General features: G+C 55.1%; 19 protein-coding genes and 1 other RNA gene. 14 read left to right on the forward strand and 6 right to left on the reverse strand.

What is annotated here, in order from left to right; translation table 11 throughout:
• Positions 1–276 precede the first annotated feature (276 nt).
• Complete coding sequence (locus KJS55_RS17630; protein WP_428846517.1) at positions 277–486, forward strand: IS3 family transposase; 210 nt, start codon at positions 277–279, stop codon at positions 484–486.
• Positions 487–568: 82 nt separating this feature from the next.
• On the opposite strand, the gene KJS55_RS01250 is transcribed toward KJS55_RS17630, so the two are convergent.
• Complete coding sequence (locus KJS55_RS01250) at positions 569–1,000, reverse strand: hypothetical protein (protein ID WP_213542509.1); 432 nt, start codon at positions 998–1,000, stop codon at positions 569–571.
• 137 nt (positions 1,001–1,137) lie between these two features.
• On the opposite strand from KJS55_RS01250, the gene KJS55_RS01255 reads away from it, so the two are divergent.
• A complete protein-coding gene (locus tag KJS55_RS01255; RefSeq protein WP_213542510.1) occupies positions 1,138–2,265 on the forward strand; it encodes an IS3 family transposase in 1,128 nt (375 codons plus the stop codon).
• A 66-nt stretch (positions 2,266–2,331) separates the two neighbouring features.
• Here the strand turns inward: KJS55_RS01255 and ssrA are convergent.
• The 5 genes from ssrA to KJS55_RS01280 all read right to left on the reverse strand — a co-directional run bounded on the left by ssrA (position 2,332) and on the right by KJS55_RS01280 (position 5,254).
• Positions 2,332–2,694: a transfer-messenger RNA gene (gene ssrA / locus KJS55_RS01260) on the reverse strand.
• 271 nt (positions 2,695–2,965) lie between these two features.
• Complete coding sequence (locus tag KJS55_RS01265; RefSeq protein ID WP_187031247.1) at positions 2,966–3,724, reverse strand: SDR family NAD(P)-dependent oxidoreductase; 759 nt, start codon at positions 3,722–3,724, stop codon at positions 2,966–2,968.
• A gap of 25 nt (positions 3,725–3,749) precedes the next feature.
• Complete coding sequence (locus KJS55_RS01270) at positions 3,750–4,274, reverse strand: peptidylprolyl isomerase (RefSeq protein WP_187031390.1); 525 nt, start codon at positions 4,272–4,274, stop codon at positions 3,750–3,752.
• A gap of 146 nt (positions 4,275–4,420) precedes the next feature.
• Positions 4,421–4,894, reverse strand: coding sequence for an SsrA-binding protein SmpB (smpB, locus tag KJS55_RS01275; RefSeq protein ID WP_228300428.1), 474 nt, complete (start codon positions 4,892–4,894; stop codon positions 4,421–4,423).
• 117 nt (positions 4,895–5,011) lie between these two features.
• Entirely contained in the window at positions 5,012–5,254 is a 243-nt protein-coding gene (locus KJS55_RS01280; RefSeq protein WP_187031243.1) for a hypothetical protein, read from the reverse strand.
• A 126-nt stretch (positions 5,255–5,380) separates the two neighbouring features.
• On the opposite strand from KJS55_RS01280, the gene KJS55_RS01285 reads away from it, so the two are divergent.
• The 12 genes from KJS55_RS01285 (at position 5,381) to KJS55_RS01340 (ending at position 18,282) form a co-directional block, all read left to right on the forward strand.
• On the forward strand, positions 5,381–6,637 hold the full coding sequence (locus KJS55_RS01285) for an HlyC/CorC family transporter (RefSeq protein ID WP_187031241.1): 1,257 nt from the start codon (positions 5,381–5,383) through the stop codon (positions 6,635–6,637).
• A 565-nt stretch (positions 6,638–7,202) separates the two neighbouring features.
• Positions 7,203–7,739: an NUDIX domain-containing protein gene (locus KJS55_RS01290; protein WP_187031388.1), complete on the forward strand. Its 537-nt coding sequence runs from the start codon at positions 7,203–7,205 to the stop codon at positions 7,737–7,739.
• An 11-nt stretch (positions 7,740–7,750) separates the two neighbouring features.
• Complete coding sequence (locus tag KJS55_RS01295) at positions 7,751–8,461, forward strand: response regulator (protein ID WP_187031238.1); 711 nt, start codon at positions 7,751–7,753, stop codon at positions 8,459–8,461.
• Positions 8,462–8,649: 188 nt separating this feature from the next.
• Positions 8,650–10,440, forward strand: a complete 1,791-nt coding sequence (locus tag KJS55_RS01300) for an ATP-binding protein (RefSeq protein WP_213542511.1) — start codon at positions 8,650–8,652, stop codon at positions 10,438–10,440.
• Positions 10,441–10,464: 24 nt separating this feature from the next.
• A complete protein-coding gene (locus KJS55_RS01305) occupies positions 10,465–11,730 on the forward strand; it encodes a hypothetical protein (protein WP_213542512.1) in 1,266 nt (421 codons plus the stop codon).
• A gap of 19 nt (positions 11,731–11,749) precedes the next feature.
• On the forward strand, positions 11,750–12,559 hold the full coding sequence (locus KJS55_RS01310) for a two-component system regulatory protein YycI (RefSeq protein WP_187031232.1): 810 nt from the start codon (positions 11,750–11,752) through the stop codon (positions 12,557–12,559).
• A 208-nt stretch (positions 12,560–12,767) separates the two neighbouring features.
• A complete protein-coding gene (murA, locus tag KJS55_RS01315; RefSeq protein WP_187031230.1) occupies positions 12,768–14,063 on the forward strand; it encodes a UDP-N-acetylglucosamine 1-carboxyvinyltransferase in 1,296 nt (431 codons plus the stop codon).
• A 115-nt stretch (positions 14,064–14,178) separates the two neighbouring features.
• Positions 14,179–15,006: an MBL fold metallo-hydrolase gene (locus tag KJS55_RS01320; RefSeq protein WP_213542513.1), complete on the forward strand. Its 828-nt coding sequence runs from the start codon at positions 14,179–14,181 to the stop codon at positions 15,004–15,006.
• Positions 14,994–15,476, forward strand: coding sequence for a 23S rRNA (pseudouridine(1915)-N(3))-methyltransferase RlmH (gene rlmH / locus KJS55_RS01325; protein WP_213542514.1), 483 nt, complete (start codon positions 14,994–14,996; stop codon positions 15,474–15,476). The genes KJS55_RS01320 and rlmH overlap by 13 nt, the downstream gene beginning before the upstream one ends.
• Before the next feature lie 21 nt (positions 15,477–15,497).
• A complete protein-coding gene (locus KJS55_RS01330; protein WP_187031224.1) occupies positions 15,498–15,794 on the forward strand; it encodes a DUF2007 domain-containing protein in 297 nt (98 codons plus the stop codon).
• 12 nt (positions 15,795–15,806) lie between these two features.
• Positions 15,807–17,534, forward strand: a complete 1,728-nt coding sequence (locus KJS55_RS01335) for a phospho-sugar mutase (protein WP_213542515.1) — start codon at positions 15,807–15,809, stop codon at positions 17,532–17,534.
• A gap of 109 nt (positions 17,535–17,643) precedes the next feature.
• The gene (locus KJS55_RS01340) at positions 17,644–18,282 is read left to right on the forward strand and encodes a superoxide dismutase (RefSeq protein ID WP_228300429.1); all 639 of its coding nucleotides are present in this window, start codon (positions 17,644–17,646) and stop codon (positions 18,280–18,282) included.
• Positions 18,283–18,400 lie beyond the last annotated feature (118 nt).

Genomic DNA, 18,400 nt, shown 5'->3' on the forward strand with positions numbered 1-18,400 from the left:
ACAGTTAAAATCAAAGTTCCTTAGATTATCGCTGTCTGCTTTCGTATATCTTGACACCACGAATCCAATTGTACTTCAGCGTTTGAGTCAATATCTTTTCAGTGTGAGAGCAAATGCAGTTTCTTCAAGCAACAAATAAAACAGAGAATATCTTTTGAGGTTCTTTCCTCCTCTTTCTCAGCAATAAGCGAAAAAACTTAATTCCTTCATTGCTTTTACATATTCTTCTTTGTGGCTCCCGCTATGGAGAACTAACCGATACATGAGATTTTTAAAATATACCTTTCTTCTTTTAAGGGGGAGGCAGCCTATCGCCGAGAATACACATCAGAAAAACATTTTTGCAGATGTGTCGCAGAATACATTACGTTCTACAATGAGGTGCGTCCCCACCTAACGCTGAGATACCAGACACCGCAAGCCTTCGAGGAGGCTTATTACTTGTCTTATATCAAAAAGTCATGTTCAACTGGCCGTGAACCGTAAAAGTTTTGCATTTACGTTTGACAAGTTTTGATTCATATCAGAAATCTATATAAAAACAAAAGCCTTGATATGTCAAGGCTTTTTATGACGGAGAACCCCGCTTTTCGATAAAAATGTTCGAAAAGCGGGGTTCATTCACCAAAAAAGACCTTGCATCCATAGTCGAAAACAATTTTTTAGAATAACTTCTGGCAATCATTTTTAGTTCTGGAGTTAAAGCATCAGATAAGTCAATACCGATTAAGTCAGGGAAGCAGGAATATGCTTCCTTTAAAAACTGAAAAGCTTTTTCATCTGTCAGAAACCTTTCTGACAGAAATGCAATTGCAACATCATACAGTTCAGGCATAATTGGCCCGGTATATCGATCTGCAAAGAGCATTATGTTTTCAGTACGGTTCCTCCCATTATATGGGTGCAAATATTCTGGAAGCGCATCAAAAAATTCTAAAACGCGAGGGTAATCACTATGGGGCGGTGGGGGCGCCGCAGTACATAGGTACAATATTTTCATAATTTCTCCCATTCCAACAATCGACGTGCGTAAGCATATTCGCATTTTCATATGGACACGTTTATGAATTTACTGTAATTATACTATGGTAGCTTACAGAGAACAACCCGATTATTGGAAAAAGAGGTGGTATTTAGATGACAAAGCGCTATCCAGACAGTTTGAAACAAATCGTTATTGATCAATACAAAGAGGGCCTTACTGCAAAATCAATTTGCGCAAAATACGGCATTGCTCGCAGCACGCTATTTCTATGGAAAAGGCAATACGCTGCCGACGAAACCGGACAGATGCCGCGAGAACGATACTTACTGGAACAGGAACTCGAACGATTCCGCACAGAAAATATGATTTTCAAAACTTGCGGTTGCTCACCAGTATCCCCTTTGGCTGAACGCTTATCAGCAATCGATACGCATCAGGAAAAATTCAGTATCCACGCCCTATGCCGTGTATTGCAAGTCAATCGATCCACTTATTATCATCACGCATTTCGTTCTCCGAATAAAACACAGCTGCAGATTGAAGACGAAGTGCTGAAGCCACTAATTGCAGAGATATTTTCAAAGAGCAAAGGACGTTTTGGTGCGCGGAAGATTCGTTCCAAGTTGATGGGACTGGGTTACACAGCCAGCGAACGAAGAATCCTTCGGCTGATGAAAGAACTCGGTCTATCCTCTGCTGGTCCGAAGCCGCGATTGAACTCAGCAAATGATCGGCAGTATCAGTACTATCCCAACAAACTAAAACGGAACTTCCTCACCGACGCACCAAACATGGTGTGGGTCAGTGATATTACATACGCCAAGGTAGGTATGGACTTCCTATACCTCTGTGTGGTAATTGATCTGTACTCGCGCAAAGTGGTTTCTTACAGCATTTCGGAATACATAGATACAGCACTGGTAACGCAGGCTTTTCTGGATGCATTTCATACGAGAAACCCTTCAACTTCTCTGGTGTTTCATAGCGATCAGGGAACTCAATACACGTCATTTGAATTTTGCAATCTGCTTAAACAACACAAGATCACTCAATCCTTTTCCGCTCCTGGCTCCCCGCACGACAATGCCGTTGCAGAATCCTTTTTTGCATCCATCAAGAAAGAGGATTTCCGCCGGAACTACTATAAAACTGAAGAAGAGTTCCGTACAGCGGTGGCGGAGTATGTCGAGTTCTATAACGACTATCGGCCTCATCAGCGACTTGGTTTCCTGACGCCAAACCAAGTGGAAAAAGAGTTTTACAACTCAACAGCAGGGTAAATGAAAATGCCTGCAGTATTTGACCAGTCCAAAAATGACTGTCTAAAATACTGTAGGCATTCCATCTGGTGGAGGTGGGGGGAGTTGAACCCCCGTCCGAAAGCACTTCAACGGGACTTTCTCCGGGCGCAGACGGTTATTGTGGAAGTCTTTCTTCCCGTTTCCCTTCCAACCGGCAAGCCGTCACGCCGATTGGTCGGGTCAGAGTCATGATGCATGGGCGGGTCAACTCTTTCCCGCCTCACGGACGCCACATCAACGACGCCTTCCCCGGCCTGTGGCCTCTCCGGTTCAGACGGCCGCCTTAATTAGGCAGCGACAGCAACTTGTCTGTTGTTGTTTAATTTATAAATTGCCCATTTTCAGGATGCTGGGCGCATCCGCCCGCTGGTCCCGTCTCCATACCCCCGTCGAAACCGGTACACCCCCATGTCGCCGGAAGAAACGATGCTCCCGCCGCATTTGCCGCAGGCCTTGGACCTTCCGGAAATGCTCCGGATCGCTTCGTTGCCCCTCCTCTCAACATCGCCTCCGCTTTGCTGGGCTCCGATGTTGGTCAAGACATTGGGATTTACCTGCAAGCTCCGCTTCTCAGCATCGAATCTCCTCCGATGCCGCCTGAGATGCTGGCAGGTTCAGGGTCACTGATAAGAATTGTAACACATTCTATTGTCAGAATGTGTTACAATTCCATGACAAATCAGGTTTTTGTGAATTTGACCATTAGTTTAACCGGGGTAACCTTGGCCAAAACCCGGTAGAACTTATAAAACAGCTTCGGCGTATAGATCACCCGGCCCGCTCTGGCGGCCCGGAGCGCGCCGCCGGCCACTTGTACCTGGTCACAGTAGGGGAGCCTTTCAAACATCCGGGAGTTGCCCGCAATGTTTCCCGCCTCCAAAAACTCTGTCCGCATAGGGGCCGGGCACACCGCCGTCACTGTGATCCCCTTGTGCCGCAGCTCCTCCGCAAGGCCGATGGAGAATGCGCTCACATAGGACTTCCCGGCGGAGTACACCGTCATCCTGGGAGTGGGGCAAAACGCCGCGATGGAGGATACATTCAAAATCCGGCTGCCAGGAGCCATAAAGGGTACCGTGATATTGGTAACCGCAGTCAGCGCCCGCAGATTTAAGTCGATCATCCGGGTCTGCGTGGAGGTTTCAACCTCTCCAACATTCCCCAGATATCCGCAGCCGGCATTGTTCACCAACAGCGCTACCTCCGGCTGCTCTGAGGCCAGCTTCTCCTGCAACGTCATAAAGCTCATGGGGTCGCACAGATCCAACGGCATGCAATCCACCTGCTGATCCGGCATAGCCGCAGCCAGCTCTTCCAGGCGCTCTGCCCGGCGCGCAATCAGCCAATAGGCCTCGATCTCTGGAAAAACCGCTGCAATTTGCCGGACAATCTCCCGGCCCAAGCCCGCGGAGGCTCCTGTGACAATGGCTGTCTTCATGCAATACGCCTCCCTTTTGACCTGATCAATGGGTTTGCGGTGCGGGATAGCTCACTCCCTGGGTATCTATCTGGACGGATTCAATCACCACAGGTGTCTTGGGCTGATCTGTGCGCATATCCCGAGGCACGCGGGAGATGTCAATGGCCACCTCTGCGCCCTCCAGTACCTTGCCGAAGGCGGCATACTGCCCATCCAGATGAGGCGCGGGCGCCACCATGATGAAGAACTGACTGCCGGCAGAATTGGGCGCCATCGTGCGGGCCATGGACAGCACGCCGGTCTCGTGTACCAGATCATTCTGCCGGAAGCCGTTGGCGGAAAACTCGCCGTCGATCTCATAGCCGGGACCGCCCATGCCAGTTCCCTCCGGACAGCCGCCCTGGATCATGAAGCCAGGGATCACCCGGTGAAAGGTCAGGCCATTGTAAAAGCCCTTGGATGCCAGAGAAATAAAATTGTTCACTGTGTTGGGGGCCTTGTCGGGATAGAGTTCTGCTTTCATCACGCGGCCGTCAGCCATGGTGATGGTAACTACGGGATTTTTCATATCAGACATCATTCTGTTCCTTTCTTTTGAACCCCCCGCAGGGAGTATGCATACCATTGTCCTGGACTCCGTCAACGCTCGTCAACCATATCGGGGAAGGTGTCCGTGCCGGCCAGCTCCTGCCTATCCAGCTTTGCGCCGCCTGCTCAGCGGTTCCGCTCCTTCATGGTGCGGTCCATCTCACGGTTGGCGTCCCGCTTGGCGGCAGCGTCCCGCTTATCGTAGTTTTTCTTGCCTTTGCATAGCCCCACCTCCACTTTAACCCGAGCATCCTTGAAGTAGATGGACAGAGGCACCAGGGTATAGCCATCCCGCTGGACCATGGCATGGAGCTTACGGATTTCCCGCTTGTGCATCAGCAGCCGCCGGGGGCGAACTGGGTCTTTATTAAAGATATTGCCTTTTTCGTAAGGAGAAATGTGCATGCTGTATACCCACAGCTCTCCATTCTTAACCGTACAATAGGAATCCTTGAGGTTCAGCGTACCGGCCCGGATGGACTTCACCTCTGTACCCGCCAGCTGAATTCCCGCCTCATATCGGTCCTCCACAAAATAATCATGATAGGCCTTGCGGTTTTGTGCCGCGATTTTCACGCCCCGTTTCTCCGTGAGGCTCACCTCCCTCTTTTGGAAAGTTTTTATAGTATAGCATATTTTCGGAAAATTCGCAAGGGGAAGGCGATCTCTCTTTTCCTCCAAAGCTCGCGGAGCTTCGCCAAAAATTTCTCTTGCGATCTATATCTTTTTCTGGTATAGTATGTTCCATCTTATTCGTGCGCCTGATGGCTTTGTAAGGAGGAGACGATCGTGGACGACAGTGATGCCGCCCCGGACCACCATTTCAAGTACATGAACGTAAAATCTGGAAGGCATGGTCTGCCCCTTTGCAGTGGGGAAGGCTATGCTTTTTGCTGTCTGTTTGGCTTCCAGAGAGGGGAGGTCCTCATGTAGCCTCTCCTTTTTCCACAGTTTTGCCATGTAGAAACATCGCAAAACTGCCATATATGGCCAGGAAGCTTCGGCACGTCGGCTAAAGCCGCTTGTCTGCTCGAAGCTACAGAATGATGATTGGACCTACGTTCCATAGAAAGAAAGGATTATATCATGGATAGCGACAGTATTTCACTGCTGATCATTGTCTTTTGCATTGTAATGTCCGCCTATTTCTCCGCAACGGAAACCGCTTTTTCCTCTTTAAACCGCATTCGGATCAAGAATCTTGCAGAAAAAGGCAACCAGCGGGCCGCACTGGTCCTGCACCTGTCAGAAAATTATGACAGCCTCCTCTCCACGATTCTGATCGGCAACAACATTGTCAATATTGCCTCCGCGTCCCTTGCCACTATGATCTTTGTCCGGGCCCTGGGCGAAGAAGCAGGCCCCAGTGTGTCCACTGCGGTGACAACCGTGGTGGTACTGATCTTCGGTGAAGTCTCCCCAAAGAGCATCGCCAAGGAGTCTCCAGAGGCGTTTGCCCTGTTTTCCGCGCCCATCCTGCGGGTCTTTCTCGTACTGCTGACCCCTTTCAACTTTCTCTTTGGCCAGTGGAAAAAGCTGCTTTCCCATCTCTTTCACGCCCAGGAGGACCGCTCCATCACCGAGGAGGAGCTGCTCACTATTGTGGATGAGGTGGAGCAGGCCGGCGGTATCGACCAGCAGGAGGGCACGCTGATCCGCAGCGCTATTGAGTTCTCCGAGCTGGAAGCCAGGGATGTGCTGACTCCCCGCGTGGACATCACCGCTGTCTCTTTGGACACTCCCAAGGAGGAAATTGCAAAAATTTTTGCACAAACCGGTTTCTCCCGCATTCCGGTCTATCAGGGCACTATCGACCACATTCTGGGCATTCTTTATCAAAAAGATTTCCACAACCATGTCTACCACACAGATCAGGAGATATCCTCCATCATCCGCCCCGCCCTATATATTGCCGAGGGGAAGCTGATCGGTGAGCTGTTACAGGATCTGCAAAAGCAAAAATCCCATATCGCCGTAGTTCTGGACGAATTTGGAGGCACGGTCGGTATTGTCACCATGGAGGATATTCTGGAAGAGCTGGTGGGGGAAATCTGGGATGAGCACGACGAAGTGGTGGAGGAAATCCAGCCGATCTCCGACCGGGAGTATGTGGTAATGGGCACCGCCAATGTGCAAAAGCTCCTGGAGCGGCTGAATGTTGACCAGGAGCCGGACGCGGTCTCTGTCAGCGGATGGGTCGTTGATGAAATGGGGCATATGCCTGTCAAAGGGGACAGCTTTGACTGCTGGAATCTGCATGTGAGCGTGTTGGAAATGAATGACAGGCGTGTTCAGAAAATTAAGGTCTGTGTCGAGGAGCCATCTGACACCGTCGCTACATAGGCGGTGCTGGCTTCTGGAGGCATTCCGGAACAGTTGGAACTTACAGCGGCAGGCCCTTGCTTTTCATGGGAGCCTGCCGCTCCTCCATGTCGCAGCGCTCCGTCTTTTCCTGCCGGCGCCCTGCAATTTCCCGCAGCACTCTGCATCCTCAAGCACTGTTTCCTCCCGCCGTTCGAGCCACGGGTCCAAACTGTGGTTTCCTCTGTTCCTGTCATCCGCGATAAGCAATGAGCTGCACTTCATCTCTGGTCTGGATTAGGAGGAGCGTAAATGGTTCATCCTATCCGCAGGCGGCCCAAAAATATACACGCAGAGTTCTCCCGCCTGCCTATCAGCCGCTCTCCCTGTGTGTCATATATCCCTCCCAGACAGGATGTGTCCAGAACTCCTCCATCCCAGTGCGAATCTTTGGTCTCAGTCGGTCTTCGGTGTCAAGTTCAGAACATGGTCCGTCCAAGCAGAGGGAAAGGTCCCCGTATTTTGACAAGAATGTTAAGAAGTGGTATAATAAAGCGTTCAAAAAATCAAAAAAAGAAATAAGGGGTGTCAGAGAATCGTGGAGCCCATGGACCTGACGGAAAAAACTCTCAGCCGAGAGGATTGTTTTGATGGAAAGCTGGTGCACGTTCATGTGGACCAGGTGCGATTGCCCAACGGACAGACCGCCGCCCGGGAGGTGGTGGATCACGTGGACGGCGTGGCGGTACTGCCGCTGGACGAGCGCGGAAATGTGCTCGCCGTGACCCAATACCGCTATGTATTTGGAAAAACGCTTCTGGAAATTCCAGCCGGCAAGCTGGACCCCGGCGAGGACCCTGTTACCGGCGCGCTGCGGGAGCTCAAAGAGGAGACCGGTGCGGTGCCGGATATCTTCCTGCCACTTGGCCGCATCCTCCCCGCCCCCGGCTGCTATGGGGAAGCGCTGTATCTATTTCTGGCCCGGGGACTGCATATGGAAGAGCAAGCCCTGGACCCTGATGAATTCTTGCAGGTGGAGCGCATCCCCTTTCCGGAGATGGTCCACCGCTGCCTCACCGGAGAGATCGAAGATGCCAAAACCGTGGTGGCTGTTCTGAAGGCCAAGGTGCAGCTGAACCTGTAAGGGAGGTTTCTATGGAGCAACCAAAGACCGTCCTGATTGTGGAGGACGAGAAAAACATTGTGGATATCCTGCGCTTCAATCTCCAGCGGGAGGGCTATCAGACCGCTGAGGCCTATGACGGCGAGGAGGGGCTGGAGAAGGCCCGCACCGCAGACCCGGACCTAATTTTGCTGGACGTCATGCTGCCGAAAATGAACGGCTTTGACGTGTGCCGCCAGCTGCGGGAGGCGGGCAGCAGCGTGCCCGTCATCATCCTTACCGCCCGGGAAGAGGAGGCTGACAAGGTTTTCGGCTTGGAGATCGGCGCCGATGACTATATTACCAAGCCCTTTTCCATGCGGGAACTGCTGGCCCGGGTCTCAGCCAATATTCGCCGGACCGCTATGGCGGCAGCAGCTGCGGCGGCTGCCTCTTCCAGCGCTATGCCCGTAGCCGGAGACCTCTCCATCAATACGGACAGTCACCAGGTATTCCGTGCCGGGCAGGCCATCGACCTGACCCAGCGGGAATATGAGCTGCTGACCTTTCTTGCAAGCCATCCCAATAAGGTCTACTCCCGGGTAGACCTGATGGAACAGGTGTGGAACTACGGCTATGTAGGCGACGACGTGCGCACTGTGGATGTGACAGTCCGGCGCCTGCGGGAAAAAATTGAGGTTGACCCGGCCAACCCGGTCTTCATTCTCACCCGCCGGGGCGCGGGCTATTACTTCGCCGTATAAGGACTCCGCAAGCTTCCGTGTTTAGGGTCCCGCTGTCTTACAGTGCACTCATTCCGGGCGGCACCTATCCATCCGGACGGTGATGCTGGAAGAGGTGCGTGCAGTTGTGCCACGCTAGAACTGTGCAGCACCACGGGGATCTATCCCTTTCGTGATTTGGAAAACATAGCAGAAAGGCGGTGAGCCTCTTGTTCCGCAGCCTGCATATGAAGCTGACGCTGATTCTCCTGCTGCTGATTACGTCCTTGATGGCGGTGGTGGGCGCGTTTTTGACCACCAGCGTATCCAGCTTCTATATCGACACTTTTTACCAGCAGATGAACAGCGTCTTCGGTGTGGATCAGCGGGAGTTCATGTCGGATCTGCGCAGCGCCGCGGCTGCGGAAAACGGCGCAGAGCAGATTCGGGACATGCTGGACACCAATGCCGGTTCTCTGGGCATTGATTACCGCACCCGGAACTATTTTGTGCTGGACGGCTACACCGGAAGCTACATCACTGGCTCTGCCGACCAGGCAGCCCTGCCCAGGGAGCAAACTGTAAACCTCCTGACCGCCCGAAACGCTGTGTCAAACGGTGACGAGACCACCGCCGGCGCGAACAGTGATATTACTGCGGATTATATGGATGTGGCCGTCCCCATTCTGGGAGGCGACCACGCCTTCATCATCTATATTCTGGACAATAAGGACACCGTTTCCGGATTGAACAGCCAGCTCTTCACAATCATCATGCAGGCGCTGGTGATTGGTCTTCTGATCTCAGTTCTTCTAAGCTTCCTGCTCTCCAAGACTATGGTGGGACCCATTGAAAAACTGACCGCCGGTGCAGAGAAGGTGGCCGCTGGGGACTTTGATAGCCAGCTGCCTGTGGAGTCCACAGACGAGATCGGCATCCTGACCGGCACGTTCAATGAGATGGCCGGCGTCCTGCAGTCTACCTTGGCCGCCGTTGAAAACGAACGCAACAAGCTAGACACCCTTTTCCTCCACATGACCGACGGTGTCGTGGCCTTCGACCACGCCGGCTACCTCATTCACTGTAACCCCGCTGCCAACGACCTGCTGCAGCGGAAGGTAGAGCCGGACTGCACCTATGAGGAGCTGCTGGGAGACATGCATCCCTTTGAGGAAGTTCTGGCGCTGCAGCGCCCCAACTATGTGGAAGAGGAATTGAAAGTTGGCGAGCGAACGCTGGACGTGTATCTCGCCCCCTTTTCCGACCACGAGCAGGGCGGTGTTCTGATTGTGCTCCACGACATGACGGAACAGCACCGCAACGAGGAACGCCGCAAAGAGTTCGTGGCCAACGTCTCCCACGAGCTGCGCACCCCCCTCACCAATGTCCGCAGCTACGCAGAGACTCTGCGGGACGCTGCTGGCGACATTCCGCAGGAGACCTCTAACAACTTTTTGGATATTATCATTACAGAGACGGACCGGATGACCCATATCGTTCAAGAGCTATTGACCCTCAGCCGCCTGGACGCTGGTGATGCAGAGCTCATTCTCTCCCGATTCCCCTTCGGGGAGGCCATCGAGAGTGTGGTTCGGGCCAATGCCCTCAATGCCAAACAGCGAGGACACGAGCTGACCTACATTCCCCAGGAGAGCCTGCCGTTGATTGTGGGTGACCGGAGCCGTCTGGAGCAGGTGATGATAAACGTCATTGGCAACGCCATTAAATATACGCCTGATGGCGGTCATATCCGTGTGAGTGCCGGCTCCACAGAGGACAGCGTTTGGATGGAGGTCTGGGACGACGGCATTGGAATCCCCACCAAAGATCGGGATCGCATTTTTGAGCGGTTTTACCGGGTAGATAAGGCCCGTTCCCGGGAGTCCGGCGGCACCGGCCTTGGTCTTTCCATTGCCCAGGAGATCGTTCAACGTCACCACGGTTCCATCGCTCTAGCCCCCCACGAGGGCCCCGGCACCACGGTCCGCATCACACTGCCCATCACCCAGCCCCAGGGCTGAGGCCCCATTGGAAGGAGAACCGGTATGAGCGAGCATACCCGAAAACACCGTGACTTCATCCAGAATATTACCATTGCACTGCTGTTCGTCTCTGCGGTGCTGCTGTTTGCGCAGACGCAGATCTACGGTCTCGGTGTCCATACTGGTTCCTTCCTCTCCGGAAGTGATCTGTCTGTGGATATCGCTGCTCCAAACCAGACGGAAGCTGCCCTGACTGCGCCGGTGCGGGTGGTCGCCACCAGCGCCTTTGGCCGGTATGGAAGTATGGCACTCACCACAGACAGCGACAGCTTTGAGCCCTTGCGGGGCCTTCTGGAGCAGGCGCTGCTCTCCGCCCAGGATTATCGTGCCAGCAATGGCCAGTCCTTTTTCAATGCTCTGAAGAGCACCTCGATCTATTATGACTTTCTTGTACCACTGCCGCTGCCGGTCTTGGCCGAGCTGGTGCGGGCCGATGCGGAAGAGTCTGTTTCCGCCCGCCGTTTGATCTTGGCCGGCGAGGGAGACGGTGTGTCACTTTATCTGTGGGATGACGCGACCGGCTACTATCGCTGCGACACGGCCCTGTCCCTGGAGATTTTGGAGCAGACAGTCAATCAGTATGAATTGGGCAATGCATTTTTCGCATTTGAGAGTTCCGATCCTTATGTTCAGTCCGTCAGCCCCTACTCCCTTTTTTTAGACCCCGAGCCAGTTTTACCGGAGCTATCCATCTCCATCCCGCTCTCAGACTCAGACCGTCTGCTGCTATCCTTGGGCTTTAATCCCAACACCCAGTACCGATATACCGATTCCAGCGGTGCCGAGGTTGTCAGGGAGGGTGAGCGCACCCTGCGCCTGCATACTGACGGCACGCTCTCCTATCAAAGCGGAGGCAGTCCCGCCCTAGTCATTACTACCAGTGAGGAGGCCTCCTTGCTGGAGATTGTGGAGGCCGCCAATTCCCTGCTGCACTCTCTGCTGGCCTCCGCTGCCGGTGATGCCGAGCTATATGTGGAGGGTGTGGAGCAAACAGAGGATGGCATACTCCTGCGCTTTGGCTATCAGGCAGGCGGCGTCCCGATCCGGTTTCGTGATGGGCAAAGTGCCGCTGAGATCACTGTGGCCGGCGGCGTCATCTCTGATATGACCTTCCGGGTCCGGCAATACACCGTGGAGGGAACCGCCTCCTTACTCCTCCCCCTGCGGCAGGCTTTGGCTATTGCCGCCCAACAAGAGGGTGCCGAACTCTCTATTGGCTATGCCGACGGCGGGGCTGGGACCATCAGCGCCGGTTGGCTGGCAGAGTAACGAACGAGGATTGAGGCTTGTGGATCGTTATTTGCTGAAAAATATCATTATCATCATTTTGGTTCTGGTAAATGGCTTTTTGCTGGGGTCTTTATCCATGCGCTATTGGTCCGCCGCAAAAGCGCAGGATCAGATGGAAGAGCAGCTTGTGGCCCTCTTTGCCTCTGACGGTATGGAGCTGGACCCCGACATTATCTCGCAGGACGCGCCGCCCTCTTCGCTCTCCTTGTCCAGGGACTTGGATCGGGAACAGGCTGCGGCAGCCTTTTTTCTGGGCAGCGACATGGCTCAGGGAGATCAGAGCGGTGACACCTATACCTATTCCAGCAAGCTGGGCGCAGCTCGTTTCCGCTCCAACGGCGGCTTTGATATTGTGGGCACCTTGTCTGACGCAGACGGCGAAGAACTCTGCCGGAGGTTCTGTAAAGACTTTTCCTACAGCGAGCCGGTTTTTATCCTGGATGAGAGTGGAAGCGGCAGCGCCACTGCCGTCTGCCTCCATGGCAAGCTCCCCGTTTATAACTGCACAATTACTTTCACCTTTGACCAAGGGAAGCTTTTAACCGTCAGCGGAACCCTGTTGCCAGAGGATGCCTCTGTTATCACGGAGGACCGGGAGCTTCTCTCCGCTCCGGCCGCGCTCACTACCTTCCAGCAGGCTCGCCGTGAGAGCTACATGGTGGCCACCGCCGTTACTGGTCTTACGCCCTGTTACGAGCTCCAGGGGTCCACGGCCTCTGCTCTGTCCCTGACTCCGGTATGGAGAATTGCCACCGACACGTCAGACTATTATGTAAACTGCATAACCGGTACGGTAACTTCTGATTAGTGCTGCTCATGGAATCTTTTTTTCCTCATTTCCAGGAAACATTTGCAATCCCCCATGAAATATGCTATGCTGGTGGTGTGTGAGCGCCGTCCTACAGTCCTCCGCATAAATTGCGGATTGTGCAGGTATGAAGCGCCGCCCGGTGGGTAAACTGTTTTTATCAAACTGCAGTCTGCCGCCGCAAGCTGCTTGAAAAGAGGGTCAAGACTTGACAAAATATATTGTACAAGGCGGAACTCCCCTGTTTGGGGAAGTAGAGATCAGCGGTGCCAAAAACGCCGCTGTCGCCATTATTCCCGCCGCGCTTTTGGTAGACGGTGTCTGCCGAATCGAAAATATTCCTCAAATCTCTGATGTCACCCTTTGTCTCAAAATCCTGGAAAATCTGGGTGCCAATATTCGCAGCATGAACCGGCATACTGTGGAGATTGACTGCCGGCACATCCACTCCACCCGCACCAACTATGACCTGGCCCGCCGCATCCGAGCTTCCTATTATCTCATTGGCGCACTGTTGGGCCGCTTTGGTCAGGCAGAGGTCGCCATGCCCGGCGGGTGCAACTTCGGCGGCGTTCGTCCCATCGATCAGCATGTGAAAGGCTTTACCACCTTGGGAGCCAAGGTAACGGTAGAGGGCGGCTTTATCCGCGCCGCCACCGAGACCGGCCGCCTCAAGGGTGCCAACGTATATCTGGATGTCGTTTCCGTTGGTGCCACCATGAACATTATGATGGCCGCCGTGATGGCAGAGGGTATTACTGTCATTGAAAGCGCGGCCAAAGAACCCCACATCGTGGATTTAGCCAACTTCCTCAACTCTATGGGCGCCAACATCCGGGGCGCAGGTACCGATACCATTAAAATTCACGGTGTGGAGCGGCTTACTGGCGGCAGCTATGCGATCATCCCCGACCAGATTGAGGCGGGAACCTATATGGCGGCTGTAGCGGCCACCGGCGGCCAGGTGCTGGTGAAGAATATTATTCCCAAGCATATGGACTGTATTACTGCCAAGCTGGTGGAAATGGGCGTGGAGGTCGAGGAAAACGAGGACACGCTGCTGGTCCGCCGCTCCGGAAAGTTGCAGCGCACGAATGTCAAGACTTTGCCTTACCCCGGATTTCCCACAGATATGCAGCCGCAGATCACTGCGGTGCTCACCCTGGCGGAGGGCACTTCTCTTGTGACGGAGAGCGTATGGAGCAGCCGTTACCGCTATGTGGACGAGCTCAAGCGCATGGGCGCTAAAATCCAGGTGGACGATAAGACCGCCGTGGTGGAGGGTGTGGAATATCTCACTGGCGCTCCTATCCAGGCCAGTGACCTGCGCGCCGGTGCCGCTCTGGTGATTGCCGCCTTGGCCGCCAAGGGGCGCAGTGAGATCACCCAGGTTCACTACATCGAGCGGGGCTATGAGGACATTGTCTCCAAGCTGCAGGCACTGGGTGCGGACATCCAGTCCGTGGAAGAACCCGACATCAATCTGGAGGCCAATGTCGGCTGACAGTTCATCCCCTGAAATCGACACAATCAACGCCCGCGATGGAGGCTGACGACTTTCGTCGCCCTCGCCGCGGGCGTTTGAAATCCCTCTGTCTGGAATTGCGAGGTATCTCAGCTTGACCACATTACATACTCTTGCCAGCGGCTCCTCCGGGAATGCGCTGGTCATCTCCTGCGGGGAAACGCACCTTTTGGTGGATGCGGGCATCTCCTGCCGCCGGATCACTCTGGGCCTACAGGCTCTGGGGTTGGCTCCCGCGGATTTGGACGCCATTTTCATCACCCATACGCACACGGATCACATCTCCGGTCTCTCCACCCTGTTCAAGCGCACCACCTGCCCCATCCGTACCACGGAGCGCGTCTGCCGGGAGCTGGAGTACCGGATTGCTGGCTTGGCGGACCGCTTTCTGCCGCTGACATACTGCCGCCCCTGTGGAGAGGCGTCCTTTACTGTAACCGCGTTCCCCACTTCCCATGACGCGCCGGGGTCCTGTGGATTCCGCTTCGACACCGCAGACGGCAGCGTGGGGGTTTTAACAGATACCGGCTATGTCACCGGGGAGGCGTCTGATCTCCTTGCCGGGGTAAATTTGGCGGTATTGGAGGCCAATCACGATGTAGAGTCCCTGCGGAGCGGGCCGTATCCCTACTATTTAAAGCAGCGTATTCTGGGCGCGGAGGGTCACCTTTGCAACGAGGATGCCGCCCGGTTTGCCGCAGCCCTCGTACGAAGCGGCACCTCGGAGGTGGTGCTGGCCCATCTGAGCCGGGAAAATAACACCCCTGCCATGGCATTGCATGCCGTGGAAAGCGCGCTCTGCGCAGCAGGGCTGCCTCCGTGCACGGAGGGTTCGTCCACTGGGCCACGGGTCACAATTGCTCCCCGGGAAGCTCTGAGTGAGGCTCACGTCGTGGCCAGGAGAGGCTTATGCAGAAGATAACGCTGCTATGTGTTGGAAAGCTGAAAGAAAAATTTTATAGGGAGGCTGTATCTGAGTATGCCAAGCGCCTCTCCCGCTACTGTAAGCTGGAAGTGGTAGAACTCTCAGAAGAACGGCTGCCTGAACACCCCTCCCAGGCGCAGATCACCGCAGCCTTGGCGCGGGAGGCCGAGGAGATCTTTGCACGGCTCCCCCCCGCTGCCAGCCTGATCGTCCTTTGCATTGAGGGGCGGCTGCGGTCCAGTGAGGAACTGGCCCAGTTGATATCCACTTGGTCCAACCGGGGTGAAAAGCAGCTGGTCTTTGTCATCGGCGGCTCTTTTGGGCTCCATGCCTCCGTGAAAGCCAGGGCCTGGGCACAGCTGTCCATGTCCCCCATGACCTTTCCCCACCATCTGGCCCGGGTGATGCTGTTGGAGCAGCTCTACCGGGCGTACCAGATCAACACCGGCGGAAAATATCATAAATAGCATTCCATAAGGAGGCGCGAAATGGAAGCAAAGGATTTTTGGTCGCTTGCCGATCATACATGGATGGAGCGCTGGCCCAAGGACGCGGAGGGCCAGATGGAGCAAGCAGAACGTCTGGCGCTGCAGTCCGAGCTAGACAGCATGGCGGATATCACCATCTCTATGCTGGAGAGCTTCGGTATCCCCGCGTTCAAGGTCGGCACCCAGGGCAAGGTTCTCTTGGGCTTTGCGGGCCTGGGCGTGGAAATTTATGTTCCTGCCTCCCGCCTGGAGGAGGCGCAAATGTTGCTGGCCGCCCAGGGCGGCGATGCGGAATAGGAGGAGCCATATATGGATTTTAAGCAGGAGTACGAAAAATGGCTGCACAGCCCCGTTTTGAGTCCAGAGGAGCGCGCCGAACTGGAGTCGATCCGGCAGAACCCCAAGGAGATGGAGGCCCGGTTCTACGGTCCTCTGGAGTTTGGTACCGCGGGGTTACGGGGCACCATGGCGGTTGGCCTGCACAACATGAATGTACATGTGATCCGCTGGGCCACCCAGGGATTTGCCGACATCATCTGTGCGGAGGGCGAGGCTGGTAAGCGCCGGGGCGTCGCCATTTGCATGGACTGCCGGAATCATTCCATGGACTTTGCCCGGGCGGCCGCCGAGGTCTGCGCCGCCAACGGCATCCATGTGCGCATCTTTGAAGCTCTGCGCCCCACTCCGGAGCTGAGCTTCGCCGTGCGGGAGTATGGCTGTCAGGCGGGCATCAACATCACCGCCAGTCACAACCCCAAGGAATACAACGGCTATAAGGTCTATTGGGAGGACGGCGCTCAGCTCCCGCCTCAGCACGCCGATGCCGTGGCCAAGCGGCTGAGTGAGATTGACGTCTTCACGGATATTCGCACCATGCCCTACGACGAGGCGGTAAAGGCCGGTTTTATTGAAACGCTGGGCGCGGAGACAGACGAGAAATTCCTTACCCAGGTGATGGGGCAGGCTAACGATCCGGAGACAGTCGCCAAGGTGGCGGATACGTTCAAGGTGGTCTACACCCCCTTCCACGGCACCGGCTATCAGCTGATCCCCGAGGCCCTGCGGCGTCTCGGCATCCGTCAGCTCCTCTGCGTGCCGGAGCAGATGGTCATTGACGGAAACTTTCCCACCGTGGTCTCTCCCAACCCAGAAAATCCGGAGGGCTTTGCCCTGGCAGTGGACCTTGCCAAGCGGGAGGGGGCTGACTTCATCGTGGGTTCCGACCCCGATGCCGACCGGGTGGGCATCATGGTCCGCACCAAGAGCGGGGAGTTCCAGGTGATCTCCGGCAACCAGACCGGTGTGCTGCTGCTGGACTATCTGATTGGTGCCAGACGGCGCTCCGGCAGGATGCCGGAAAAACCCGTGGCCCTCAAAACGATTGTCACCACGGAGATGGCCCGGAAGGTGGCAGAGATCAACGGCCTTCAGTGCTATGATACCTTCACCGGCTTTAAATTTCTGGCCCAGAAGAAGGACCAGCTGGAAGCTGCCGGAGTGGGCAAGGTCATTTTCGCCTATGAGGAATCCTACGGCTATATGCTGGGCGACTATGTCCGGGATAAGGACGCCGTCACTGCCTCGCTGCTGCTGACGGAGATGGCCGCCTGGTACGCTTCTCAGGGATTGACCCTGGCGGATGCGATGGAATCGCTCTATGAGAAGTACGGCTACTACGCCGAGCACACCTATAACCTGGTCATGCCCGGGCTGGACGGCCTGCGGGACATGGCCAAGCTGATGAAGTCCCTGCGGGAGCATCCTCCGGCGGAGCTCTCCGGCGTGGCTGTCACAGTTCGGAAGGACTATTGGGACGGCAAGTGCGTGGACTGCGTCTCCGGCGCGGTGTCCGCCATGGAGCTCTCCGGCTCCAACGTGCTGCGCTATGAGCTGGCAGACGGTACCTCCGTCATCGTCCGTCCCTCCGGCACAGAGCCTAAGATCAAGGTTTATATCCTAGCCCAGGGCAAAGATGCAGCCGACGCCAACGCGAACCTGGAAAAATATGGACGGTGGGTGGAAGCCCTCAAGCCATAACCTCTCACATCAGCCCCGGACGCCTCTCTTGGCGTCCGGGGTCTTGTATAGGAGCGGCCAAATCCACATACACTGTTCCTATCTGAATGCTGCTGAAAGGATGATGATCATGCACTATCCCTTTTCTCTCCCACCGCTTCCCTATCCCTATGACGCCCTGGTGCCAGAGCTGGATGAGCGGACGCTGCACTTCCACCACGATAAGCACTTTGCCACATACGTGGAGAACCTCAATAAGCTGCTGGAAAGCCACCCTGCCTATCACAGCTGGTCTTTGGAACAGTTGATCCAGGGCTGGCCGGAGATGCCGGAGGAGATTCGTCAGGGTGTCCGTAACAACGCGGGCGGCGTGTATAACCACGACCTCTATTTCAAGACGCTGGCACCGCTGCCGGCCTCCTCTCCCTCTGGGGCGTTGGCTCAGGCTGTAGAACGGGATTTCGGTGATCTCGACAAGCTGCGCTCGGCCATGAAAACCGCAGCCCTGGGACAGTTTGGCTCTGGATGGGCCTGGCTGGTGGGCTACCCGGACGGGACACTCTCCATTCAAAAGACTCCCAACCAGGATACTCCCCTTCCACTCTGCCCCCTGCTGACCTGCGACGTTTGGGAGCACGCCTATTACCTGCAGTATCAGAACCGGCGGGGCGACTATTTTGATGCCTGGTGGCGTCTGGTGGACTGGCCCCAGTTGTCCCAGCGATATGAGATGTGGATGGAAAACCGTCCTCACTGTCCTCTGGGGTAAAAAGGAGGGCGCCGCTAAGGAACGGCGCCCTCCTTTTTGGATGTCTTTCGTAACGGTATCCCTGTCCATGGAAGAGAAGTTTTGATTCCTTGGCAAGCTGGGCGCCTCATATGATGGA

Source organism: Pusillibacter faecalis, from assembly GCF_018408705.1.
In the GTDB taxonomy this organism is placed as follows: Bacteria; Bacillota; Clostridia; order Oscillospirales; family Oscillospiraceae; genus Oscillibacter; species Oscillibacter faecalis.

Coding starts and splice junctions, on each gene's coding strand:
- KJS55_RS01330 (WP_187031224.1), top strand. CDS start 15,498: ATGGAAGCAAAGGATTTTTGGTCGCTTGCCGATCATACATGGATGGAG.
- KJS55_RS01285 (WP_187031241.1), top strand. CDS start 5,381: ATGGATAGCGACAGTATTTCACTGCTGATCATTGTCTTTTGCATTGTA.
- KJS55_RS01340 (WP_228300429.1), top strand. CDS start 17,644: ATGCACTATCCCTTTTCTCTCCCACCGCTTCCCTATCCCTATGACGCC.
- KJS55_RS01290 (WP_187031388.1), top strand. CDS start 7,203: ATGGACCTGACGGAAAAAACTCTCAGCCGAGAGGATTGTTTTGATGGA.
- KJS55_RS01255 (WP_213542510.1), top strand. CDS start 1,138: ATGACAAAGCGCTATCCAGACAGTTTGAAACAAATCGTTATTGATCAA.
- rlmH (WP_213542514.1), top strand. CDS start 14,994: ATGCAGAAGATAACGCTGCTATGTGTTGGAAAGCTGAAAGAAAAATTT.
- KJS55_RS01305 (WP_213542512.1), top strand. CDS start 10,465: ATGAGCGAGCATACCCGAAAACACCGTGACTTCATCCAGAATATTACC.
- KJS55_RS01335 (WP_213542515.1), top strand. CDS start 15,807: ATGGATTTTAAGCAGGAGTACGAAAAATGGCTGCACAGCCCCGTTTTG.
- KJS55_RS01295 (WP_187031238.1), top strand. CDS start 7,751: ATGGAGCAACCAAAGACCGTCCTGATTGTGGAGGACGAGAAAAACATT.
- KJS55_RS01250 (WP_213542509.1), bottom strand. CDS start 1,000: ATGAAAATATTGTACCTATGTACTGCGGCGCCCCCACCGCCCCATAGT.
- KJS55_RS01280 (WP_187031243.1), bottom strand. CDS start 5,254: ATGGCAAAACTGTGGAAAAAGGAGAGGCTACATGAGGACCTCCCCTCT.
- KJS55_RS01270 (WP_187031390.1), bottom strand. CDS start 4,274: ATGAAAAATCCCGTAGTTACCATCACCATGGCTGACGGCCGCGTGATG.
- KJS55_RS01265 (WP_187031247.1), bottom strand. CDS start 3,724: ATGAAGACAGCCATTGTCACAGGAGCCTCCGCGGGCTTGGGCCGGGAG.